Origin of the sequence: Blautia sp. AM47-4 (genome assembly GCF_003479865.1) — a bacterium.
GTDB classification, from domain to species: Bacteria; Bacillota; Clostridia; order Lachnospirales; family Lachnospiraceae; genus Fusicatenibacter; species Fusicatenibacter saccharivorans.
In genome coordinates this window covers 1-18,747 of the sequence record NZ_QUHY01000017.1, presented here as the reverse complement: position 1 = coordinate 18,747, position 18,747 = coordinate 1, and the positions used below count along the sequence as shown (strand labels likewise).

At 46.2% G+C, this 18,747-nt stretch carries 17 protein-coding genes; 5 read left to right on the top strand and 12 right to left on the bottom strand.

Annotation, left to right across the window (positions count from 1 at the left end; genetic code table 11):
- Positions 1 to 63: 63 nt before the first annotated feature.
- From DW965_RS21425 to DW965_RS11945, 5 genes are all read right to left on the bottom strand, one after another.
- The gene (locus DW965_RS21425) at positions 64 to 882 is read right to left on the bottom strand and encodes a glycoside hydrolase family 38 C-terminal domain-containing protein (RefSeq protein ID WP_330421157.1); all 819 of its coding nucleotides are present in this window, start codon (positions 880 to 882) and stop codon (positions 64 to 66) included.
- Positions 825 to 2,834, bottom strand: a complete 2,010-nt coding sequence (locus DW965_RS21420; protein WP_330421156.1) for an alpha-mannosidase — start codon at positions 2,832 to 2,834, stop codon at positions 825 to 827. The genes DW965_RS21425 and DW965_RS21420 overlap by 58 nt, the downstream gene beginning before the upstream one ends.
- Entirely contained in the window at positions 2,804 to 3,172 is a 369-nt protein-coding gene (locus DW965_RS21415) for a hypothetical protein (protein ID WP_330421155.1), read from the bottom strand. Before DW965_RS21415 ends, DW965_RS21420 begins: the two co-directional genes overlap by 31 nt.
- Positions 3,173 to 3,287: 115 nt before the next feature.
- On the bottom strand, positions 3,288 to 4,277 hold the full coding sequence (locus DW965_RS11950; protein WP_055221374.1) for a glycoside hydrolase family 130 protein: 990 nt from the start codon (positions 4,275 to 4,277) through the stop codon (positions 3,288 to 3,290).
- A gap of 217 nt (positions 4,278 to 4,494) precedes the next feature.
- Positions 4,495 to 6,366, bottom strand: coding sequence for a beta-N-acetylhexosaminidase (locus tag DW965_RS11945; RefSeq protein ID WP_117762250.1), 1,872 nt, complete (start codon positions 6,364 to 6,366; stop codon positions 4,495 to 4,497).
- Between the two features lie 238 nt (positions 6,367 to 6,604).
- Between DW965_RS11945 and DW965_RS21410 the strand changes: the two genes are divergently transcribed.
- The 3 genes from DW965_RS21410 to DW965_RS11935 all read left to right on the top strand — a co-directional run bounded on the left by DW965_RS21410 (position 6,605) and on the right by DW965_RS11935 (position 8,228).
- Entirely contained in the window at positions 6,605 to 6,814 is a 210-nt protein-coding gene (locus DW965_RS21410) for a hypothetical protein (protein ID WP_330421154.1), read from the top strand.
- On the top strand, positions 6,717 to 7,190 hold the full coding sequence (locus DW965_RS11940) for an ATP-binding response regulator (RefSeq protein WP_264466096.1): 474 nt from the start codon (positions 6,717 to 6,719) through the stop codon (positions 7,188 to 7,190). The genes DW965_RS21410 and DW965_RS11940 overlap by 98 nt, the downstream gene beginning before the upstream one ends.
- Before the next feature lie 147 nt (positions 7,191 to 7,337).
- Positions 7,338 to 8,228 carry a LysR family transcriptional regulator gene (locus DW965_RS11935; protein WP_022463164.1) on the top strand — a complete coding sequence of 297 codons (891 nt, stop codon included), beginning with the start codon at positions 7,338 to 7,340 and terminating at the stop codon, positions 8,226 to 8,228.
- 93 nt (positions 8,229 to 8,321) lie between these two features.
- On the opposite strand, the gene DW965_RS11930 is transcribed toward DW965_RS11935, so the two are convergent.
- The 3 genes from DW965_RS11930 to pflA all read right to left on the bottom strand — a co-directional run bounded on the left by DW965_RS11930 (position 8,322) and on the right by pflA (position 11,509).
- Positions 8,322 to 9,899, bottom strand: a complete 1,578-nt coding sequence (locus DW965_RS11930; RefSeq protein WP_022463163.1) for a flotillin family protein — start codon at positions 9,897 to 9,899, stop codon at positions 8,322 to 8,324.
- 247 nt (positions 9,900 to 10,146) lie between these two features.
- The gene (locus DW965_RS11925) at positions 10,147 to 10,494 is read right to left on the bottom strand and encodes a HEAT repeat domain-containing protein (protein WP_055221368.1); all 348 of its coding nucleotides are present in this window, start codon (positions 10,492 to 10,494) and stop codon (positions 10,147 to 10,149) included.
- 235 nt (positions 10,495 to 10,729) lie between these two features.
- Positions 10,730 to 11,509: a pyruvate formate-lyase-activating protein gene (pflA, locus tag DW965_RS11920; RefSeq protein ID WP_330411471.1), complete on the bottom strand. Its 780-nt coding sequence runs from the start codon at positions 11,507 to 11,509 to the stop codon at positions 10,730 to 10,732.
- Positions 11,510 to 11,722: 213 nt separating this feature from the next.
- On the opposite strand from pflA, the gene DW965_RS11915 reads away from it, so the two are divergent.
- Both DW965_RS11915 and DW965_RS11910 read left to right on the top strand, forming a co-directional pair.
- Complete coding sequence (locus DW965_RS11915; RefSeq protein WP_022463160.1) at positions 11,723 to 12,040, top strand: PadR family transcriptional regulator; 318 nt, start codon at positions 11,723 to 11,725, stop codon at positions 12,038 to 12,040.
- A gap of 17 nt (positions 12,041 to 12,057) precedes the next feature.
- The gene (locus tag DW965_RS11910; protein WP_119198420.1) at positions 12,058 to 13,113 is read left to right on the top strand and encodes a DUF4097 family beta strand repeat-containing protein; all 1,056 of its coding nucleotides are present in this window, start codon (positions 12,058 to 12,060) and stop codon (positions 13,111 to 13,113) included.
- Between the two features lie 93 nt (positions 13,114 to 13,206).
- Here DW965_RS11910 and DW965_RS11905 read toward each other — a convergent pair whose 3' ends face one another.
- The 4 genes from DW965_RS11905 to DW965_RS11895 form a co-directional block, all read right to left on the bottom strand.
- Positions 13,207 to 15,129 carry a hybrid sensor histidine kinase/response regulator gene (locus DW965_RS11905; RefSeq protein WP_118601331.1) on the bottom strand — a complete coding sequence of 641 codons (1,923 nt, stop codon included), beginning with the start codon at positions 15,127 to 15,129 and terminating at the stop codon, positions 13,207 to 13,209.
- Positions 15,130 to 15,207: 78 nt separating this feature from the next.
- Positions 15,208 to 15,411, bottom strand: coding sequence for a hypothetical protein (locus tag DW965_RS11900; RefSeq protein WP_022462380.1), 204 nt, complete (start codon positions 15,409 to 15,411; stop codon positions 15,208 to 15,210).
- A gap of 80 nt (positions 15,412 to 15,491) precedes the next feature.
- On the bottom strand, positions 15,492 to 16,247 hold the full coding sequence (locus DW965_RS20025; protein ID WP_243036631.1) for an ATP-binding response regulator: 756 nt from the start codon (positions 16,245 to 16,247) through the stop codon (positions 15,492 to 15,494).
- Positions 16,248 to 16,333: 86 nt separating this feature from the next.
- Entirely contained in the window at positions 16,334 to 18,364 is a 2,031-nt protein-coding gene (locus DW965_RS11895) for a transporter substrate-binding domain-containing protein (protein WP_243036628.1), read from the bottom strand.
- Positions 18,365 to 18,747: the final 383 nt, after the last annotated feature.

The window sequence follows — 18,747 nt, the reverse complement described above, 5'->3', positions numbered from 1 at the left end:
CTTTTTGAAAAGACACCGTATTTCCGTTTTTCGGATACGGTGTCTTTTTTATGTTTCTGTACGTTATTTCTCTGTGCGGATGCGGATCGTACGGATCTCGTACGGTTTGATCGTAAGCGAAATCTCGTTCTCCTTCACATCGATTGCGCCATCTGCCGGCTGCTCCAGCAGATTGGTCTCCTCTGCAGAAAGAATGGATTCTGCGCAGTGCAGTGTCACTTTCGTTCTCGCATTCTCCACCTCGTACAGACGCACAATCATGCCGTCTCCGTCCTCTGCTTTCTTCACGGTCTCAAGCACTACGTTGCGTTTGTCTGCAGACAGGAACTCCATGCGGTCTTTTTCTGCCGCACCAAAAACAGCTTTTGCCGGCACATTCAGATTCAGCGCTTCCTGTACCGTACCTGCCTCACGCCACGTTCCTGCATGCGGATACAAGGAGTACGTAAAGGAATGCTCCTCCTGGTCTGCCGTCAGATTCGGCTCAGTTCCGGATTTAATCAGGGTCTGTGTCATCACGCGATCCTTCATGGAATAGCCGTACTTGCAGTCGTTCATCAGGCTGACACCGTAGCTTCCCTCGGAAAGATCGGCCCATTTGTGGCCACATACCTCGAATTTTGCCTGATCCCAGCTTGTGTTGGTGTGCAGTTTTCTTGTCACGTTACCAAACTGGATATCGTACGTTGCCTCATCGCTGTGAACGTCAACCGGGAAGTGTACTTTGAGCACATGCTCAGCAAATTTCCAGTCAACGTAGGTTTCGAAATCAATTCTGCGGTCTTTTGCGTAGAAGTGGATCTGCTGGCGGATGACGGTATCCATCACTTCGCGCTCGATCTCCAGGGTTGCACGGACCGGACCGTTTTCTGTCCACTCCATGCGGCGCACGCCTCTACCTTCCAGGATTTCTCGGTATGGAAGATGTCCAGATTCCATGCGCTGTACTGCAGCGGTTTATCCTCATAGATCCGCAGTTCATTTCCTGTTTTTCCGATCTGAAGTACTTCACGGTCATTTTCTTTGTCAAACAGGGAAGTAAATTCGCCGTTTGCATCGATTGCAATGGTGTAAAACGGTGTCTCAAGGGTATATCCCTCTCCTGCTTCTGCTATGGCAAACGGTGTTTTCACAACGGATCCGCTTACCGGGCGCAGTACCTGATATCCCTTGGACGGCAGATTTTCTGCGTAAATAACCGCTCCGTCTTTCGTCTGCTGTACCGGATACACGTTCGTTCCATCGGTCAGTGCCTCAGCGCTGTTTGTGCCCAGCTCTACGATATCGTTTCTTCTATGGCCCAGCGTATTCCATACGGTCACACTCTCGTCCTTCTTCGCACAGAGTGCATCCAGACGCTCACCGATCAGTTTTGCAGATGTTTCTGCAATTTCCGCATACTCTTTCTTCGTCTGCTCATATACCTCATGGATGGAGGAACCCGGCAGAATATCGTGGAACTGATTTGTCAGGATCATCTCCCACATGCGGTTCAGTTCTTCGGTCGGATATGCTTTTCCGGCCTTTTCTGCCAGAACGGACAGAAGCTCTAATTCCATCATCGCATACTCGCTCTTACGGTTTCCGCGTTTGTTGCGTGCCATCGAAGTATACGTTCCCCGGTGGAACTCGAAATACAGCTCTCCGATCCAGGTTGGGAGGCGTTTGCTGTCTTTTACTTTCTCATGCAGTTCGTCGAAATACGTTCTCGCAAATGCCTGGCGTACTTTCGGCACGCCCTTGATGCCTTTTTCCATTCGTTTGGATGTCTCAAGCATCGTTCTGGTCGGGCCGCCGCCGCCGTCCCCGTAGCCATAACTGATCAGAATATCGTTGTTGATATCCTTATTCTGATAGCGGTCCCAGCCGCCCATGATTGCATCCGGATGCAGCATGCCGTTGTATGTCGTAAAGAAGCTGGTCTCCGGCTGGCCGACGCCGAGCGTTGTGATCATATGCGTGAAAACTTTGCTTCCGTCGATTCCTTCCCAGTTCATGGTATCGTACGGCACTTTGTTAAACTCGTTCCATGCCAGCTTTGTCGTCATGAAGTAATCAATTCCGCATTTTTTCAGAATCTGCGGCATGGCAGCGCTGTATCCGAACACGTCCGGCAGCCACAGAATTTTGTTGTCTACACCGAACTCCTCTTTGAAGAAGCGTTTTCCGAACAGGAACTGACGCACAAGGGACTCTCCTGATGTCAGGTTGCAGTCTGCCTCAACCCACATGCCGCCTTCCGGCTCCCAGCGTCCTTCTTTGACTCTCTGGCGGATTTTCTCGTATACTTCCGGGTGTCTTTCCTTTACAAAGCTGTAGAGCTTCGGCTGGCTTGACATGAAATGATAGTTCGGATACTCATCCATCAGTTTTAATACCGTTGCAAAGCTTCGGCAGGATTTCTGGCGAACCTGGTCAATCGTCCACAGCCATGCCACATCAATGTGGGTGTGGCCGATGCACGTTGCCACAACTTCGTCCCAGCCGCCCATTTTTTCATAGATCTCTTCCTGGATGCATTTTTCTGCCTCTTCGATGGAAGCGTAGAACTCTTTACTGTACGGCTTGCGCAGGTCCAGCAGATTGATCGTGTTGGTCAGTGCGGTTTCGAGATCCAGACGCGTTTTATTATCCTCGTCCATACGGTTCAGGCCCTGCATCGGAACGATGAGGTCGTAATAGATCTCCTCGATTTTCGCATCATGCTCCTCAAGGTCTGCCAGCAGACGGAACTCGCTGTGCAGCGTTCCGGTGTAGGACTGCAGGTCAAACTGGATTTTTTCACCGGCCTTTGCATTTTCTCTTACAAGTACTTCGCGGTGGTTGATATCCATACCTGGATCACTTCGCCGTTTGCAAACAGCAGGAACTGCGGGTTTCTTCCGTCATCCCATTCGTCCAGTCCTGCATGGACTCTCATCCAGAGATTTTTTCCATCGAAGCTCTCCGGAATGGTGATGGTGGTGCGGAACCAGTAATGTTTGTCCGGTCCGTACCAGCGGTCATTGACCGTATCAAACGATGTCCACGGCTCTTTTGATGCATCGGCCTCTGCCGGTGTGATATAGCATCCATTTTTCACCTGCATATCGGTGATTTTAATTTTCTGTGAAATCGAAAGTCTTGCCAGTTCCTGGCAGATTACGTTCACACGCTCTTTTACAAATTTCATAGTGCCTCCTTATGCTGTCCATGGGGTCATTTTTAAAAAGAAAGTCCGCCGGACCTGCAGGCTTCTTTCACCCGTAAGCCCGGCGGACTTGTCGCTTTTTAAGTTATCTTATAAATCAAAGGCTATTCTCTTTCACATAGTTCAGCAGCTCATCTACGGTTGTGAATGCCATACCGGTTACAGTATCTGCGCATCCGTAGTAGATAGTGATTCTTCCGGTTGCTGCATCGCTTAAGGTTGCGCACGGGAATACTACGTTCGGAACATCACCCATGCACTCGTACTGGGTGATCGGAGCCATAATATAGTCTTTCGTTCTGTATTTTACTTTCCACGGCTCGTCGATATCAAGCAGTGCGCATCCCATACGATATACGTATCCGTTGCAGGTTGTGATAACGCCGTGGTAGATCAGCAGCCATCCCTCATCTGTTTCGATCGGAACCGGGCCGGCACCGATCTTGGTGCACTGCCATGCAGACTCATCGCCGCGGACCGGGCTCATCATGTGACGGTGTCTTCCCCAGAATTCCATATCTTTACTCTGGCTGACAAAGATATCGCCGAACGGTGTATGGCCGTTGTCGCTTGGACGGCTCATCATCATGTAGTAGCCGTTGATCTTTCTCGGGAACAGCACGCCGTTACGGTTGAATGGAAGGAATGCGTTCTCAAGCTGAACGAATTTCTTGAAGTCATAGGTGTAAGCAACACCGATGGTCGGGCCGTGATAGCCGTTGCACCAGGTTACATAGTATTTGTCGTCGATTTTGCAGACACGCGGGTCATAACGGTACTCTCTTGTCAGAATCTCCTCGTCAGCGCCCTCAAATTTGATCGGTTCATCCTCGATCTCCCAGTGGATACCGTCTTTACTTCTTCCAACGAAGATGTCCATGCTGATGGAACGGCTGTCGCAGCGGAATACACCTACGTATCCGTCCTCGAACGGTACGACTGCGCTGTTGAAGATACTGTTGGAACGTTTCTGCTCGTAACGGCCGATGATCGGGTTCTGATCATAGCGCCATACCGGCATGTGCTCTCCTGCTGGTTTTTCCTGCCAAGGCATATCCGGCAGATTGTTTCCGATGATTTTACTCATGATTGTTTCCCTCTGTGAAAATTATTTTTTTCTTTCTCTCTTGTCACGCCATACGGACATTTTTGATCTTTCGATCCGATACTTCTATCTTCGTCCATTTCTGCGCAAAAGTCAAGTGTTTTTGTTCACTTTTATGTAAATTTTCGTTTTCTTTGTTACTTTTTATCGTTCATTTATTTTCTATTTGTGTTCATCTTTGTTCACAAATGGATTTTTTCTATTTTTCGTACGGTTTTCTTCCCCGCAGAATGTCGGCATACCAGAATACAATCTCTGAAATGTGGTGCAGATCGCCTTCTTTGCTGATGCTTCTCCAGGACGCTTTATACTTCATAAACCAGGTTTCCAGCCGTCCCGCAAGTGCCGCGCAGGCTGTCTCATCCTTTTCTTTTCCAAGCTCAATGTCACACATTCTCGCGCCCGTCTCATTCCAGATGTCAATCGCTTCCATCGTGAGTTCCAGCACCGGAACCATTGGACGGCAGGATTCTTCCAGAGCACCGGCTGTCTTTTTCAGTTCTTTTTTCAGAGCCGCAATTGTTTCCTTTGCAGCTGCACGCTTCGCCTCATCCTGGATTCTCGCGTCAAACAGCGCATTCCGGTTGTTCGGATGACCGAGCACTTTTTCCTCGTAAACGACGTTGGCATCCCACCAGTCAAAGATGGAGCATTCTGCCGTTTTTGCCATATAGGAAACGAATTTTCCGCTCCGGTCGCCGTAGGCCAGACGGGAAATCTGTTCATTCAGCTCCTCAAAGCTGTCGGTATCGTCTCCCCAGGAGAAGACGGCTCCATAGATCATGCCAGGAAGGGAAAAGTCCGGCTGATTGATGTGGCCGCAGTCACCCCAGTCTGTGTTCAGAACACCTTCCGCATGGTATTTTCTCGCATAGCCGCACATCCGTGCGATATTTTTGTAGCTGTTCTCCACCAGGTTCATCCACTGGTTCCAGCCGCCGACCCCAGGACAGAGATACTGTCTTGCACCAGCTTCCGCCATCACTTTTGCCTCATGCTCTCTCTGCTCGGCTGCATAGCCCCAGGTCAGGCAGACGGTTTCCTCTGGCAGCTCTTTGATCAGCTCCGGCTGTGCGCAGATGATATCGCCCCAGAACATCGGCTTTTTGCCTTTTGCCACGAGAAACTCGCAGAGCTCTTTTACATAGTCGATATACAGGCGGTGAACGCCTTTCTCGTCTGCCAGCGGTTTCGATTTTCCTTTTCCAAGGTCGAACGTTTCGTCCGCGCAGATGTTGAATTTATCCGTGGCAAAAAGCGCCATGTACTCCTCGATCATGGCCTTGATCAGCTCGATCGCTCTGCCGCCGGAGACATCCACCGTGTGATGCTGCATCCGGTCCCAGAAGGAAAACGGCTCTTTCCAGCTGTCTGGGAATTCACAGAGGTCGCCATAGCTCTTTGTGGAGAGCAGCATGTACAGATGGCCGAACGTTGCGATCGACGGCACCAATTCGATATGAAGCTTTGCGCAGTACGCATCCAGCTCGCGGATTTCCTCTGCCGTAAGCGGCGTCTCATCGCGCCACATCTCGGAAAGTCCGGAGAACAGATACGTGTGCTCCACATAGAGCTGCAGCTGGTTCAGCTTGTAGTACGCCATGCGGTCTGCCACCTGTTTTAAATAGGAAAGTGTCAGCACACGGCCTCTCGTCTCATCGAGATAATAGCCGCGCACCGGCAGATCCGGCTCATCCTCGATCCGCACGGCAGGAAGCAGTGCACCGTATTCGTGCATCATCTGGCACAGCGTCTGCACACCGTAGAGCACGCCGGCTCCGTCTCCGCCCTGGATGCGGATTTCCTCCTCTGTCACCTGCAGCACATACTGCTGGCTTTTCCTTGTCTCATCCAGTTCCAGTACAATCGCGCCGGTCTCTTTTCTTCCCGGAACGCCGTATCCGATATCGTACTGCATTCCGGTTTCCTTTTTGATTCCCTTCTGCAGCACTTTCGCATACGTATCCCCATTTCCCAGCAGTCTGCCATCCAGTACAATTCTGCCGTCATAGCAGAGTGCATGTTCCCCCGTCAGGAGTTTTACCTCTTTTGGTTTTGGTAAAAATTTCATTTTCCTTCTCCTCTTGTTTTTTGTTTTCTTTGTAACCATAGAACTTTCACTGAACGTTAAGTAACATTTTGAAACCACTTTTCTCTTCTCCCCCATCCTACCATATTTTTTCCACATATTCCACAATAATTTGTAATTTTCTTCAATTTTTTTCAAAATTTCTTCCTGTTCTGCTCTTTTATATGTAAAGTAACTTTTGTTTCCCATTTTCATTCCGGAACAAAATCTGTTTTTTCGGATGAATGCGATCATCGGCTTTACCGCTCTGGCTGCCGCCCACGTCAATCAGCCGGACCAGGTGCAGGAATACCTGAACAAGATTTCCACCTCCGGCCAGCACCTTTTTCCGCCTGAACCAGATTCTGCTGAATCTGCTGAGCAATGCCACGAAATTCACACAGAACGGCGGCACCATCATTGTCCGTATTATTCAGAAACCGTACTATAAAAAAGGGTATGCGCTCTACGAATTCCACGTCCGCGACAACGGCATCGGCATGAGCCGGGAATTCCAGGAGCACCTCTTTGAATCGTTTACACGCGAGGAGACTTCTACGGTCAGCGGCATTCAGGGTACGGGACTTGGCATGGCGATCAACGTCAGCCATATGGTACAGGAAATCGCGATGGAGCTCCTTTCGAACGCCGGATTTTCCGTCAGCCTTGCAGACGACGGCGATGTTGCCGTTGAGACGCTCCGCACCGCAGCGCCGGATCAGTTCGATCTGGTGCTGATGGATATTCAGATGCCGAAACTCGACGGATACTCTGCAACGCGCCAGATCCGCACGCTGGACAGCGCCATTGCCAAAGTGCTTGGCTGATTCCCCTTTCTTATCTGCCGGAACCGTGAATTTTCTCTTACTCGAAAAAGAGGAGAAAAAGTTCACGGCTCCGGCAGATTTTTTCTTGCATTCTTTCGGGGAAGTGTGCTAGAGTGAAGATATCATATTTTATAAGAGGTGCTTATTTTGGATATTAATTACGAGTTATATAAGGTTTTCTATTACGTTGCCACCACACTCAGTTTTTCCGAGGCCTCCAAGCTGCTTTTTATCTCGCAGTCGGCGGTCAGCCAGTCGATCAAGGTACTGGAGAAAAAGCTTGGAATCACGCTCTTTATCCGCAGTACAAAGCGCGTGCAGTTAACGCCGGAGGGAGAAACGCTGCTGCGCCACGTAGAGCCTGCGATCAACCTGATTGCGCGCGGTGAAGCACAGATTATGGAAGCGGGAACGCTTGGCGGCGGCCAGCTCCGCATCGGCGCGAGCGACACAATCTGCCGCTATTTCCTTGTTCCGTACCTGAACCGTTTCCACCGCTCCTTTCCGAATGTCCACATCAAGGTGACAAACCAGACTTCGACCCAGTGCGTCGATCTGCTGGAATCCGGCCAGGTGGATTTCATCGTGACCAATTATCCAAACTCGCATCTTTCCAGCCGTCTTCACACGATTCCGATTCATTCGTTCCACGATATCTTCATCGCAAACGGCGAATATTACCCGGAACTGGAAAACAGGCCGGTTCACTTAAAAGAGCTGCTGCAGTACCCGATTCTGATGCTCGACCGCAAGAGTACGACGAGTGAGTTCCTGCACAGCCAGTTTCAGCGGTTCCAGCTCGACCTCGTGCCGGAAATTGAGCTTGGCAGCAACGATCTTCTGATCGACCTGGCGAGTATCGGCCTTGGCATCGCGTTTGTGCCGGACTACTGCCTTGTAAAAGAGACGGCGGCCTTCCAGCTCGACCTCGTGGAGGAGCTTCCGCCGCGCCAGCTTGTCGTTGCCCACAGCTCCCATCTGCCGATCCCGCAGGCGGCAAAAGAGTTCATGAGCATGCTGGAAAAAGGCGCCGAATAACTTTTTCCGATCTATACGTCAAAAGAGGCAGGATCCTCAAGAAATTTTTCTGGATCCCTGCCTCTTTTTCTGTTTTTATGATCCGTTCTGGATTTACTGCTCGCTGCCGTCTTTCTGCACCGGTTCGGATGCTTCCGCTTTTTCCGGGCTTTCTGCATCCGCTGCTGCCTTTCCGGCTTCTGCTTTCAGATACTCTTTGAGCTCTTCCGGGCTGGAGATCTGAATGTTGCGGTTTACTTTTGCATCGTATGTATCGGCTCTCATGATTTCGGAGAGATCGACACCGGTCGCCTCTTTCATCGACTCAAACAGCTTTGCCATCACCACCGGCACATTGCCCGCTACGGAGCCGATGCCGTTGTCTTCGCTTCCGCCGCCGATGATCGTAATCTTGTCGATCTGGCTGAGCGGCTCTGCGATCTTTCCGGCGATCTCTGGCAGAACCTTGATCATCATCTCTGCCATTGCGGCTTTGTTGTAGCGCTGGTAAGCCTCAGCTTTCTTCTCCATACCTTCGGCCTCTGCAAGTGCCTGGGCACGGATGGATGCGGCTTCCGCCTCACCTTTTGCCTTGATACCGAGTGCTTCCTGCTCCATCGCATAGCGCTGGGCTTCTGCCTGGGCTTTCTTTGCCTCCGCCTCGCGGATTTTTTCGAACTGGTCTGCCTCTGCGTCTTTCTGACGGCGGTACAAATCTGCCTCTGCCTGCTGCTGTTTTGCGTAACGCTCGGCCTCGGCTTTCTTCTTGACTTCTGCCTCGAGGGATTTCTCGGTTACTTCTACTTCTCTGGCACGGAGCTCAACCTCGCGCTCCTGACGGGCGATGTTCGCATTCGCGGAAGTGATTTCCAGCTCTTTTCTCTGCTGCTCTTCCTGAATCTTGTACGCTGCATCTGCCTCTGCCTTTTTGATATCGGACTCTTTTTTCAGCTCTGCCGACTTGATTGCCAGATCGTTGTTTTTCTTTGCGATCTCAGTCTCGGCAAGAACGCGCTCATCGTTCGCCTCTTTATTTGCACGCGCCTGGGCAATTTTGATTTCTTTCTCGGAATTGGCACGGGCGATCGCCGCAGATTTCTTGATTTTTACGATATTGTCGATACCGAGGTTTTCAATGACCTGATTGGAATCAACGAAATTCTGTACGTTGAAGCTGATGATGTCAAGTCCCATCGCAGCCAGGTCCGGTTCTGCATTTTCTTTGACCAGCTCCGCAAACTTCTGGCGGTCGGAAACCATCTCTTCCAGACGCATCTTTCCAACGATCTCACGCATGTTTCCTTCAAGGACTTCTCTTGCAACCTTGGCAATATATTCGCTGTCGCGGTTCAGGAAGTTCTGGGATGCTTTCTGGAGCTTCTGCGGTTCGTCCCCGACTTTGATGTTGACGGCTGCATCCACCTGAATATTGATGTAGTCAGCGGTCGGCACGGCGTCGCTCGTCTTCACATCAATCGCTACCAGCTTCAGACTCAGCTTGTCCAGCCGCTCAAAGAATGGGAGCTTGATGCCGGCTTTACCGATCAGGATCCGCTGGCCTTTTTTGAAACCGGAAATAATAAATGCGGTATCCGGCGGCGCCTTCACATAACCGCTCGCCAGAATGGCAAGAATGATCACCACAACGGCGATCACGGCAATCATGGTTGCATGTTCGAATACAAATTCCATCTTGTTTCCTCCCTTTTTTCTGCGGATGCTTTTCGCTCCGCGTTCTGCTTTTGTGTCTGTGTTATTTTCACTATAGCATTTTTTGCGGGATAGATACAACTGCATTATTATTACGATTTTGTAAGATTTCTGTTCGGGCAAAAACAATCCGCTGGAGCAGATTCTGATATGCCTTGCAACAAAAAAACGAAGGAGCTTCTTTTTACAGAAACTTCTTCGCCTTTCCTTTTTTTCACTGATCCTGCTCTTATGCTCTTTCGACAATCTTCTCCAGCGCTTTTGTGATCGCTGCTTTCAGCTCCGTCTGATCTGCCGGTGTCTTGACGGCCAGCTGACGGATCAGTGCTGTTACGTGATCGTCTCCAACCTCACCAAGGCTCGTAACGGCCGCGGTTTTTACGTCTACATCGTCTACTTCCAGAAGAGAAGTCAGAATATTAACAGAACCATCATTTCTCGAAGCTGCACAGGCTTTTGCAAGCGCTACCTGCGTTGTCTTGTCCGAATCCAGATACTGTTTTCTTAATTTGTCCCATTTTCCTTTTTCCACCATTTTTTTCAGCTTGTCTTCCGATGCCTCTTTTGAACCAAACATTGTAAATCCTTCTTTCTTTTTGCTCTTATTTTTGGTGGATGCAGCAACTGCCGCGGCGAATCAAAAAGGTTCGTAGTGTTTTTGCTGTCGTCCCTGTCATGTCCGTCACATTGTAACCATGCTCTCGTCCATAACAGAGATTATACTCCTTTTCTTCTGGTTTTTGAACAGAAATACTATAAAATTTTTATAAAAATTGTTACTTTTTCACATTTTTTTCTTGTTGTTCTGCTTTTTATTTCAGATATCCCGTATATTCCGCCGTATGCAGCAGTTTATTGGCGTTTTCCACGCGCTCTTTGGTCGGCGGGTTGATGCCTTCGAGTTTGTATGGGATTCCTAAGGTTTCCCATTTGAATACGCCGAGGGTGTGGTATGGGAGAACCTCTACGCGCTGTACGTTGTGCAGGCTGTGTAAAAACTCATCGAGGCGAATCAGGTATTCATCGTAGTCGCTGCGTTCCGGGACGAGGACGTGGCGGATCCAGACTGGTTTGCCGATCTCGTCAAGGTAGCGCGCCAGGTCGAGGATGTTCTCGTTGGTGCAGCCGGTCAGCTCTCTGTGCGCCTTGTCGTCAATCAACTTGATATCGAGCAGCAGCAGGTCGGTGTATTTCATCAGCTCATTAAATTTACTGAAATACGGCTCCTCTCTTGTGAACGGATTTCCACTGGTATCCAGCGTTGTGTGAACGCCGTTCTTTTTTGCCTTGCGGAACAGCTCGATCAGGAAGTCGATCTGCAGCAGCGGTTCTCCGCCGCTTACAGTAATGCCGCCCTTTTCGCCCCAGTAATTTTTGTAGCGGAGCGCCTTTTTCAGCACCTCATCTGCGGTCTGCCAGTCGGCATCTTTCATCGTCCAGGTATCCGGGTTGTGGCAGAACTGGCAGCGCATGTTGCAGCCCTTCACGAAAATCACGTAGCGTACGCCAGGTCCGTCGACGGATCCGAAGCTCTCGATCGAATGGATCGCGCCCTTTACCGGGCCATTGTTATTCTGATTCATTTCACTCATATTTTTTCCTCTTCTTTCCAACTTACTATCTTTCTATTTTTCTGTATTTTCCGGTCAAATTTCAGGGTTCTGCTTGATTATACGGAAATCCGCGGTTCTTTTCAAGTCATTTCCATGTACAAAATCGAACACATGGCAGGATAAAAATTTGGTTTGCTATATTGCATTATGATATAGTCTGTGTTATGATCTACTCAACAAGGAGGTGTTCATATGAATCCACAACTCAAAAAGGGCGTCCTCGAGCTCTGTGTCCTCTCCCAGCTGACAAAAGAGGACAAATACGGCTATGAGCTGACAGACGCCATTTCCCGCGAAATGTCCATCGCCGCAGGAACGCTCTATATGATTTTAAAACGACTCAAGGAAGCCGGTTACGTGGAAACGTATCTGCAGGAATCCGCATCCGGCCCTGCCCGGAAATATTACCATCTGACTGAAGCAGGAACAGCTTATCAGCAGGAGAAAAAACAGGAATGGCTGGATTTCACCCAGCAGATCAACCGACTGATTTCAGATGAAACGATCTGACGATAGAAAGGAAAATCATGATGAATACAACGTATGAAACTTATATGAATGCATTGAAACAGGGCCTTGCATCCTTTGATTCTGCCGCCGCAGAGGAAATTTTAAACGATTTCGAATCCCATTTCGCCGACGCCCGCAGCCAGGGTCTCTCCGATGAGGAAATCTGTGCGGAACTCGGCAATGTCGACGATGTCCTCGAATTTTTCCGTCAGGAATATGCCACAACGGAGCAGCCTGTTGCAAACGTGCTGCCACAGGAGAAAATCCACTCCAATTCTGAAGAAACACATCCGAACTACCCGTACGCCCCTTCCACCGCCATCACCGCTATGGAAATCTCCCTGCGGAACGCTTCTGCCGACTTTGCTCCGGGCACTTCCGCTTCGGTTGAGTTTGACTTTTCCGGCGACTTCGATCCGGACCGCTTCGAAGCAGGCATTGAGGGCAATACGTTCTGTCTGCGAGAGAAAAAGCTCATCCCTTCCGTATTCTGGAAACATCTTTTCTGCAATAATCACCAGAAAGAGGTGTTCTCCTTCCAGGTGCCGTCCACCGTACAGAAGCTGACGCTCCGCTCTTTGAACGGCGCGACCGGGCTTGATACCCTCTCCCTTACTACGCTCGAAATTTCCGCCACAAACGGCAAAATCACCGGCGATTCCCTTTCCGCATCCAGCTGCCGCATACAGGCTGCGAACGGAAAGATCGTCCTGACCCGTCTGCGCACAGACAGCCTCGATGTTTCCGCCACAAACGGCAGACTTGAAATCACCGGCGACTGCTCCCGCGCAGCTTTAAACGGTGTCAACGGCAAAGTCCTCTTCGAGGGAACCTGTTCCGAGTCCCTGACAGCAAAATCCGTCAACGGTTCCGTGAAACTCCATCTCCCGCACGACCTTGCCGATGCGTCCATTCATGCATCCACGACAACCGGAAAAATCCGCCTCGTCTCCAATGGAAGAACGGAATCCTACACAAAAACATTCACCCGCTCCGGTATTTCTGCCTTCACCATTCAGGCAAGTACCGTCAACGGAAATGTCCTGCTCTCTGACTTGCCGGCAGAAAACTGACAAAAAAGAATGGACTGGATAAAATGTTTTTCTTTAGTCGACTGATATGTAAGAAGAACACTGACTACAAAATCAGTGTCCTTCTTTCTTCCTTTACATATATTTCATAATAGTCGGCAATAATACATTCATATCTATTGGTTTTGCAACATGATCATTCATGCCACTTGCCAAAGCCATCTTCTTATCTTCTTCAAACGCATTTGCTGTCATTGCAACAATTGGAATCTGCGATTTGTTACCGTCTTTCAGTTCTCGAATTCTCCTGGATGCTTCATATCCGTTCATAATCGGCATCTGAATATCCATCAGAATCAGACTGTAGTAATTTTGCTTTGCTTTGTTAAACATATCAATACATGCAACGCCGTTCTCCGCTCTTTCTATCATGATTCCCTCTTCCGTCAAAAGTTCCGTTGCAATTTCTGCGTTCAAGTCATTATCTTCTACCAGAAGAACCCTTTTTCCTTCCAGTTTTTTGATATTCAACTGACCGTCTGCATGTTTCGGATTCCTTTCTTCCGCATTTGCTATTTTTAATGGAAGCGTGATTGTAAAAGTAGAACCTGCTCCCGGTTTGCTCTGAACTGTGATCTTGCCATTCATTAAATCCACCAGTTTCTTCACGATTCCCATGCCAAGTCCGCTACCTTCTATTCCGCTGTCTGACGAAGATCGTTCCTGTGAAAATGATTCAAAAATATGTTTTTGGAATTCTTCTGACATTCCGATTCCGTTGTCTGCTATGATAAGCTCTAATACACTCCAACCTTCTTTTTCGCCGGGATATTGGTTCAATGTACAGCTTATGTTACCGCCTTCACCCGTGTATTTCACAGCATTACTCAAAATGTTAATCGTAATTTCAGATGATCTTGCATCATCCATATGCAGGTATGGATATCGAATGTTCTTATTGACTTTCAGTGTTTGATGTTTTTCTTCTATCGGTTTTCTAAACATATCAATACATAAATCAAAGTTTTTAGAAACATCTGTTATTGTTTCATCCAGCGTTGCTTGGTTGTTTTCGATTCGTGCTAATTCAAGAATGTTATCAATCAAATGCAGCATTTTCTTTCCGCACAATAATATTTTTTCAAAGTAATCCTCTAATATAGTTGGCTCCTTTAAATGTTTCTCTCCCAATTCTGCATATCCAATGATTGCATTCATAGGGGTACGAATATCATGAGACATATTAAATAGAAATGTTGATTTTGCTTTGTTAGCTGAATCGGCCAGTCTTGCAGCTTCCTGCAACAGTTTTTGCTGTTTCTGCTCATTTTCTTTTTGCTTCTTATATACAGAATATCCACAGGTACATAATATTACCAAAATACACGCTGTAATGCATCCCAGTACAATACTTAACTTATTCGTCTTCTCAACCATTCCATACGCTTTCTGCATATCCATTTCTATGCAGAAAGCACCTATCACTTCATTAGATTCATCTTCCGCTGTCACAGGATAACAGGCTGTAAAAATAGGTCCCCATGTTGTATCAACAATATCCTGAGAATATACTGTTTTTCCAGAAAGTGCTTTTTCTATATAAGGAACCATCTCCTTTTCAATCGGATCTCCTGGATGTCTGACGTCACCAGCCGATGGATCCAGTCCGTCTACAACGTAAATCAATCTACCGTCTTCATTTCTGGTTGCTGTGTAAATATATCTCGTAGAATTCAGCGTTCTGATTTCATTCATATATGTCGACATATTCTTGAATAGTTCTGTATTCTCATCAGCTTTACTTTTTATTTCATTAAAATCTTTTCGTCCCAGTCTGTTATTTACCAGCTTATGAACCGCATCTGCACTGGAAATATCTCGTTCAATTTCTGTTTTCAGAGCAGTTTTGGTATATGCTTGTTGTAAAATAAAAGTATATGCAACAACAGCCAAAATCACCATTGCCAGAAGGAATACCAACCGTCCCTCAAAAATTTTCCAATGATTTACCGGATTTTGATCTTTTCTTTTTTGTTTTATATAGTTATTTTTCATCATCGTATTTCACATGCCTTTTATCTAATTTTAATTTAATACAAAAACGTCTCAACTCTTCACGTATTTTGCAAACATGGGTTACATTTCCAGACTCATCCCTTTTTTTACAGTAAAAAGCATCCTGTGCCAACTGCCATCACACATACGGTATTCTGTGGAAATGCATTCTTCCGCCTTCAATCTTGCTGAAAGTGTAGAGATATCCAGAAATGGACGGATCAGCGAGCGGTATTCAGATGCAGCCATTGTATCACAAAACTGATACAGTTTCTGTTCTGTCATAACAAAATCCTCTCTCTATGTTTCCTGTCTGCTTATCCCATGCAACTGGAAGGCTCCTGATTGCTGCGGTTGCCTCATAATCATTCATGACAGGCATTTTGCTTTCTCAACTCTTCGCTTATGGTCTGCTTAATTTTTTCATCATCCAACGGCTTTGCAAGATGTGCGTTCATTCCTGCTTCCATACACCTTTCGGCATCTTCCCTGAATGCATTTGCAGTCATAGCAATGATAGGAATTGTTTTTGCATCCTGCCGATCCAGAGCTCTTATTGTTCTTGCAGCTGTAAGACCATCCATCACCGGCATCATAACATCCATTAAAATAACATCGTATGTTCCCGGTTCGGAAGCTTCAAAATGCTGAACAGCTTCTAACCCATTGTTCACTGTTTCTACTTTAGCTCCATTTTCCGTCAGCATAAATTCTGCTATTTCCACATTCAGCTCATTATCTTCAACCAGCAATACCCGGATATCTGATATATCTGCATCAAAATCTTCTTTTTCTTCTGGCCGTGCATTCGTATCAATTTTAAATGGAAGTATTACAGTAAAACAACTTCCTTCACCAAGCTTGCTTTCAACTGTTATGGTTCCGCCCATCTTTTCTACAAGTTGTTTCACAATAGGCATTCCCAGACCTGTCCCATTATAATCAGAACGCGGGGAATTATCTGCCTGTACAAATGGAGTAAACAATTCATTTTTTATAAATTCTTCTGACATTCCAATTCCATTATCTTTTATTTTAAATTCACATGTCATGTGATCTTCTGATCTTTCAATCGTTCTCATACTCATGTAAATAAAACCATTCACCTTATTGTACTTCATACTGTTTGTAAACAGATTCATCAATATTTTTTTCAGATGAACTGCATTGCTCCAAACATATATACCACTGTAATCATCATGTTCTCCTATAACATGAAGTCCTTTTTCTTCTGCCTGAAAGTATAGCGACTCCGTAATTTCTTTACATACCTGATCCAGATTGATGGATTCATCACTAAAAACCACGGTATTCGATCTAACTTTGCCATATCCAAAACATCATTTACCAATGATAATAGCAGTTTCGAAGACTCATTTATTTTATTCAGGCAATCTTTTGTCCGCTCACCATCATTTCCGCTTTTTTCAAGAATTGTAAGCATGCCCATAATGCCATTGATCGGTGTCCTGATGTCATGAGACATGTTATTTAAAAAGGAAGTCTTAGCCTTATTGGCACTCTGTGCTTCTACAAGTGCATTTTGTAATTCCTGCTGTTTTTCTTCAAGCTCCTGATTCAGCTTCAATGCCTGCTCAGCAGACTTCTTGGATTTTTCTTCCGCACGTTTTGATTTTTTCAAAGAATCAAGAATTATACACAGGACAACAAAAATAGAGATTCCAACTATGAGTGAGACAGCCAGTAAATTGTCCTGAATAAAATCCTTCGCTGTAACTTTTCGTGAAGAAGCATTATACGAAACTACTGCACCTGAAAATTGAGTTGTAGGCATAGATGTCAGTGTTTTATTCAGAATGGACAAAAGAACCGGTTCTCCCTGCTGAACAGCAAATGGAACATCAGCTTCTTTTGTCAGGAAAACACTATGAAGCTTATTATTTTTCAAATAGTCTGAAACAGTACCTGAATTGCTTACAATACAATCCGTCTCCCCTTTCTGCATTGCTTTTACTGCTGCATCTGATGTTTCATATTCCACAACCTTCCATTGCGGATAATTGTATGAAAGATATGCTTTCAATGCAAAATCATCTTTTTCAACGGCAGCTATATTCTCTTTATTTTCATCAAAAGAATCCTTTGCCGTAATTGCTGCCATATCGAGAGTCAATAGCGTATCCGACAAAGCAAATCCATTTGTTTCTGCAAAGTATGGATTCTGGTTTGCATGAAAAATCAGGTCTATTTTTCCATCCTGCAATGCCTGAAGCAGTTCACTTCTTGTCTCATATCCATTTAATTCAAATTCCAGAGTCTGACCTTGCAGACAATTTTCTGCAAGATCCACATAATCTGTAATAACACCTGTCAGTTTACCTGTTGATGGATCTACACTGCTGATACCTCCATCCTGATTCAGATACCCTATCCGGATTGCACCATGCTGCCCGATCCACTCACTTTCTTCTTTTGAAAGAAACGAGCTGCTCTGTGCAGAAAGATAACGCCTGTAGAGATCATCTGTGTAAAATGGGTTGTCATCCTTGATTCTGCGCATAGCACTATCCAGTGCTTCTTTGATATCCGGACGTTCTGGATTTATAGCGAAATAGATTTCTGTCTCTCCAATACTTGTAAGCGGTGAAATATCCGATTCTTCCCAACGGGATTCTTCTACCGAAACAAAGCAGTCAATTTCGTGTTTCGACAGTTTGTCCATAACTTCTGCGGTATTAGAAACATTGACATGCTGCGTATGCAGACCATACTTTAACTCCCATTCGTTAAGCACATCCTCCGTTATATTATCTTTAAGCACACCAATATTTTTTCCCTCAAAAGAATCCAAATTTCCTGCTGTAAGATCCATATTGGATGCATCCGTATAGATGTAATATTTCTCTTCCCCCATAGGCATATCGGAAAAAAGCATATTTTCAGCACGTTCGTCTGTATAGGAAATGCCACCTAGAATATCAATTTCTCCATTTTCCAACTGTGTAAAGCAGTTTTTCCAATCACTTGTTATGTATTTATATGTCCATCCTGCATAACCTGCAATATCTTGAAGATACTCATAACCATAGCCGCTTCTTTCTCCCTTTTCATTGACTACATTATAAGTTTCCTCAAAAGATCCTACCCGGATAACATGATCAGAATTTTCTTGGGCAGATGTGGAAACAGGAAAAACAACCAAACATATCATTATGCAAAATATAAAATAACAAAATTTGAAATTTCTTATATTCTGTACTAATTTGCACTTCTTCATCTTTCTCCCACCCTCCAGGCTACAGTCGCTTGCTTGCTTGCAGATTTTAATTTTACATTCATTAATGTTCAATACCTCCACAACATTTTTATAAATATCTTTGCGACAGCTTCTGCTGTACTTTTACTATAATTATACTCTACAGCCAACTTGTGTCAATTTACTAACAGAGTAATTACATTCTTTTACTCCTTAATCTTGCTATTACTCTCCCCACAAATAGAGCCAAACTAGAGCCATTCGATAAAACAAATGCCGAAAACCCGCATAAATACACAATGTCATTAACTTTAGCAAAGAGCAGAAATCGTAAGCATTTATAAAACTATGATTCCTGCTTTTTGTTTGTATATGGGCATACTTATCCCCTTCTCTTTGTACTC

Coding starts and splice junctions, on each gene's coding strand:
- DW965_RS20025 (WP_243036631.1), bottom strand. CDS start 16,247: ATGAAGTACAATAAGGTGAATGGTTTTATTTACATGAGTATGAGAACG.
- DW965_RS11950 (WP_055221374.1), bottom strand. CDS start 4,277: ATGAGTAAAATCATCGGAAACAATCTGCCGGATATGCCTTGGCAGGAA.
- DW965_RS11930 (WP_022463163.1), bottom strand. CDS start 9,899: ATGGAATTTGTATTCGAACATGCAACCATGATTGCCGTGATCGCCGTT.
- DW965_RS11925 (WP_055221368.1), bottom strand. CDS start 10,494: ATGTTTGGTTCAAAAGAGGCATCGGAAGACAAGCTGAAAAAAATGGTG.
- DW965_RS11895 (WP_243036628.1), bottom strand. CDS start 18,364: ATGAAGAAGTGCAAATTAGTACAGAATATAAGAAATTTCAAATTTTGT.
- DW965_RS21415 (WP_330421155.1), bottom strand. CDS start 3,172: ATGAAATTTGTAAAAGAGCGTGTGAACGTAATCTGCCAGGAACTGGCA.
- DW965_RS21410 (WP_330421154.1), top strand. CDS start 6,605: ATGAATGCGATCATCGGCTTTACCGCTCTGGCTGCCGCCCACGTCAAT.
- DW965_RS11945 (WP_117762250.1), bottom strand. CDS start 6,366: ATGAAATTTTTACCAAAACCAAAAGAGGTAAAACTCCTGACGGGGGAA.
- DW965_RS11900 (WP_022462380.1), bottom strand. CDS start 15,411: ATGACAGAACAGAAACTGTATCAGTTTTGTGATACAATGGCTGCATCT.
- DW965_RS11910 (WP_119198420.1), top strand. CDS start 12,058: ATGATGAATACAACGTATGAAACTTATATGAATGCATTGAAACAGGGC.
- DW965_RS11915 (WP_022463160.1), top strand. CDS start 11,723: ATGAATCCACAACTCAAAAAGGGCGTCCTCGAGCTCTGTGTCCTCTCC.
- pflA (WP_330411471.1), bottom strand. CDS start 11,509: ATGAGTGAAATGAATCAGAATAACAATGGCCCGGTAAAGGGCGCGATC.
- DW965_RS21420 (WP_330421156.1), bottom strand. CDS start 2,834: ATGGATATCAACCACCGCGAAGTACTTGTAAGAGAAAATGCAAAGGCC.
- DW965_RS21425 (WP_330421157.1), bottom strand. CDS start 882: ATGGAGTGGACAGAAAACGGTCCGGTCCGTGCAACCCTGGAGATCGAG.
- DW965_RS11905 (WP_118601331.1), bottom strand. CDS start 15,129: ATGATGAAAAATAACTATATAAAACAAAAAAGAAAAGATCAAAATCCG.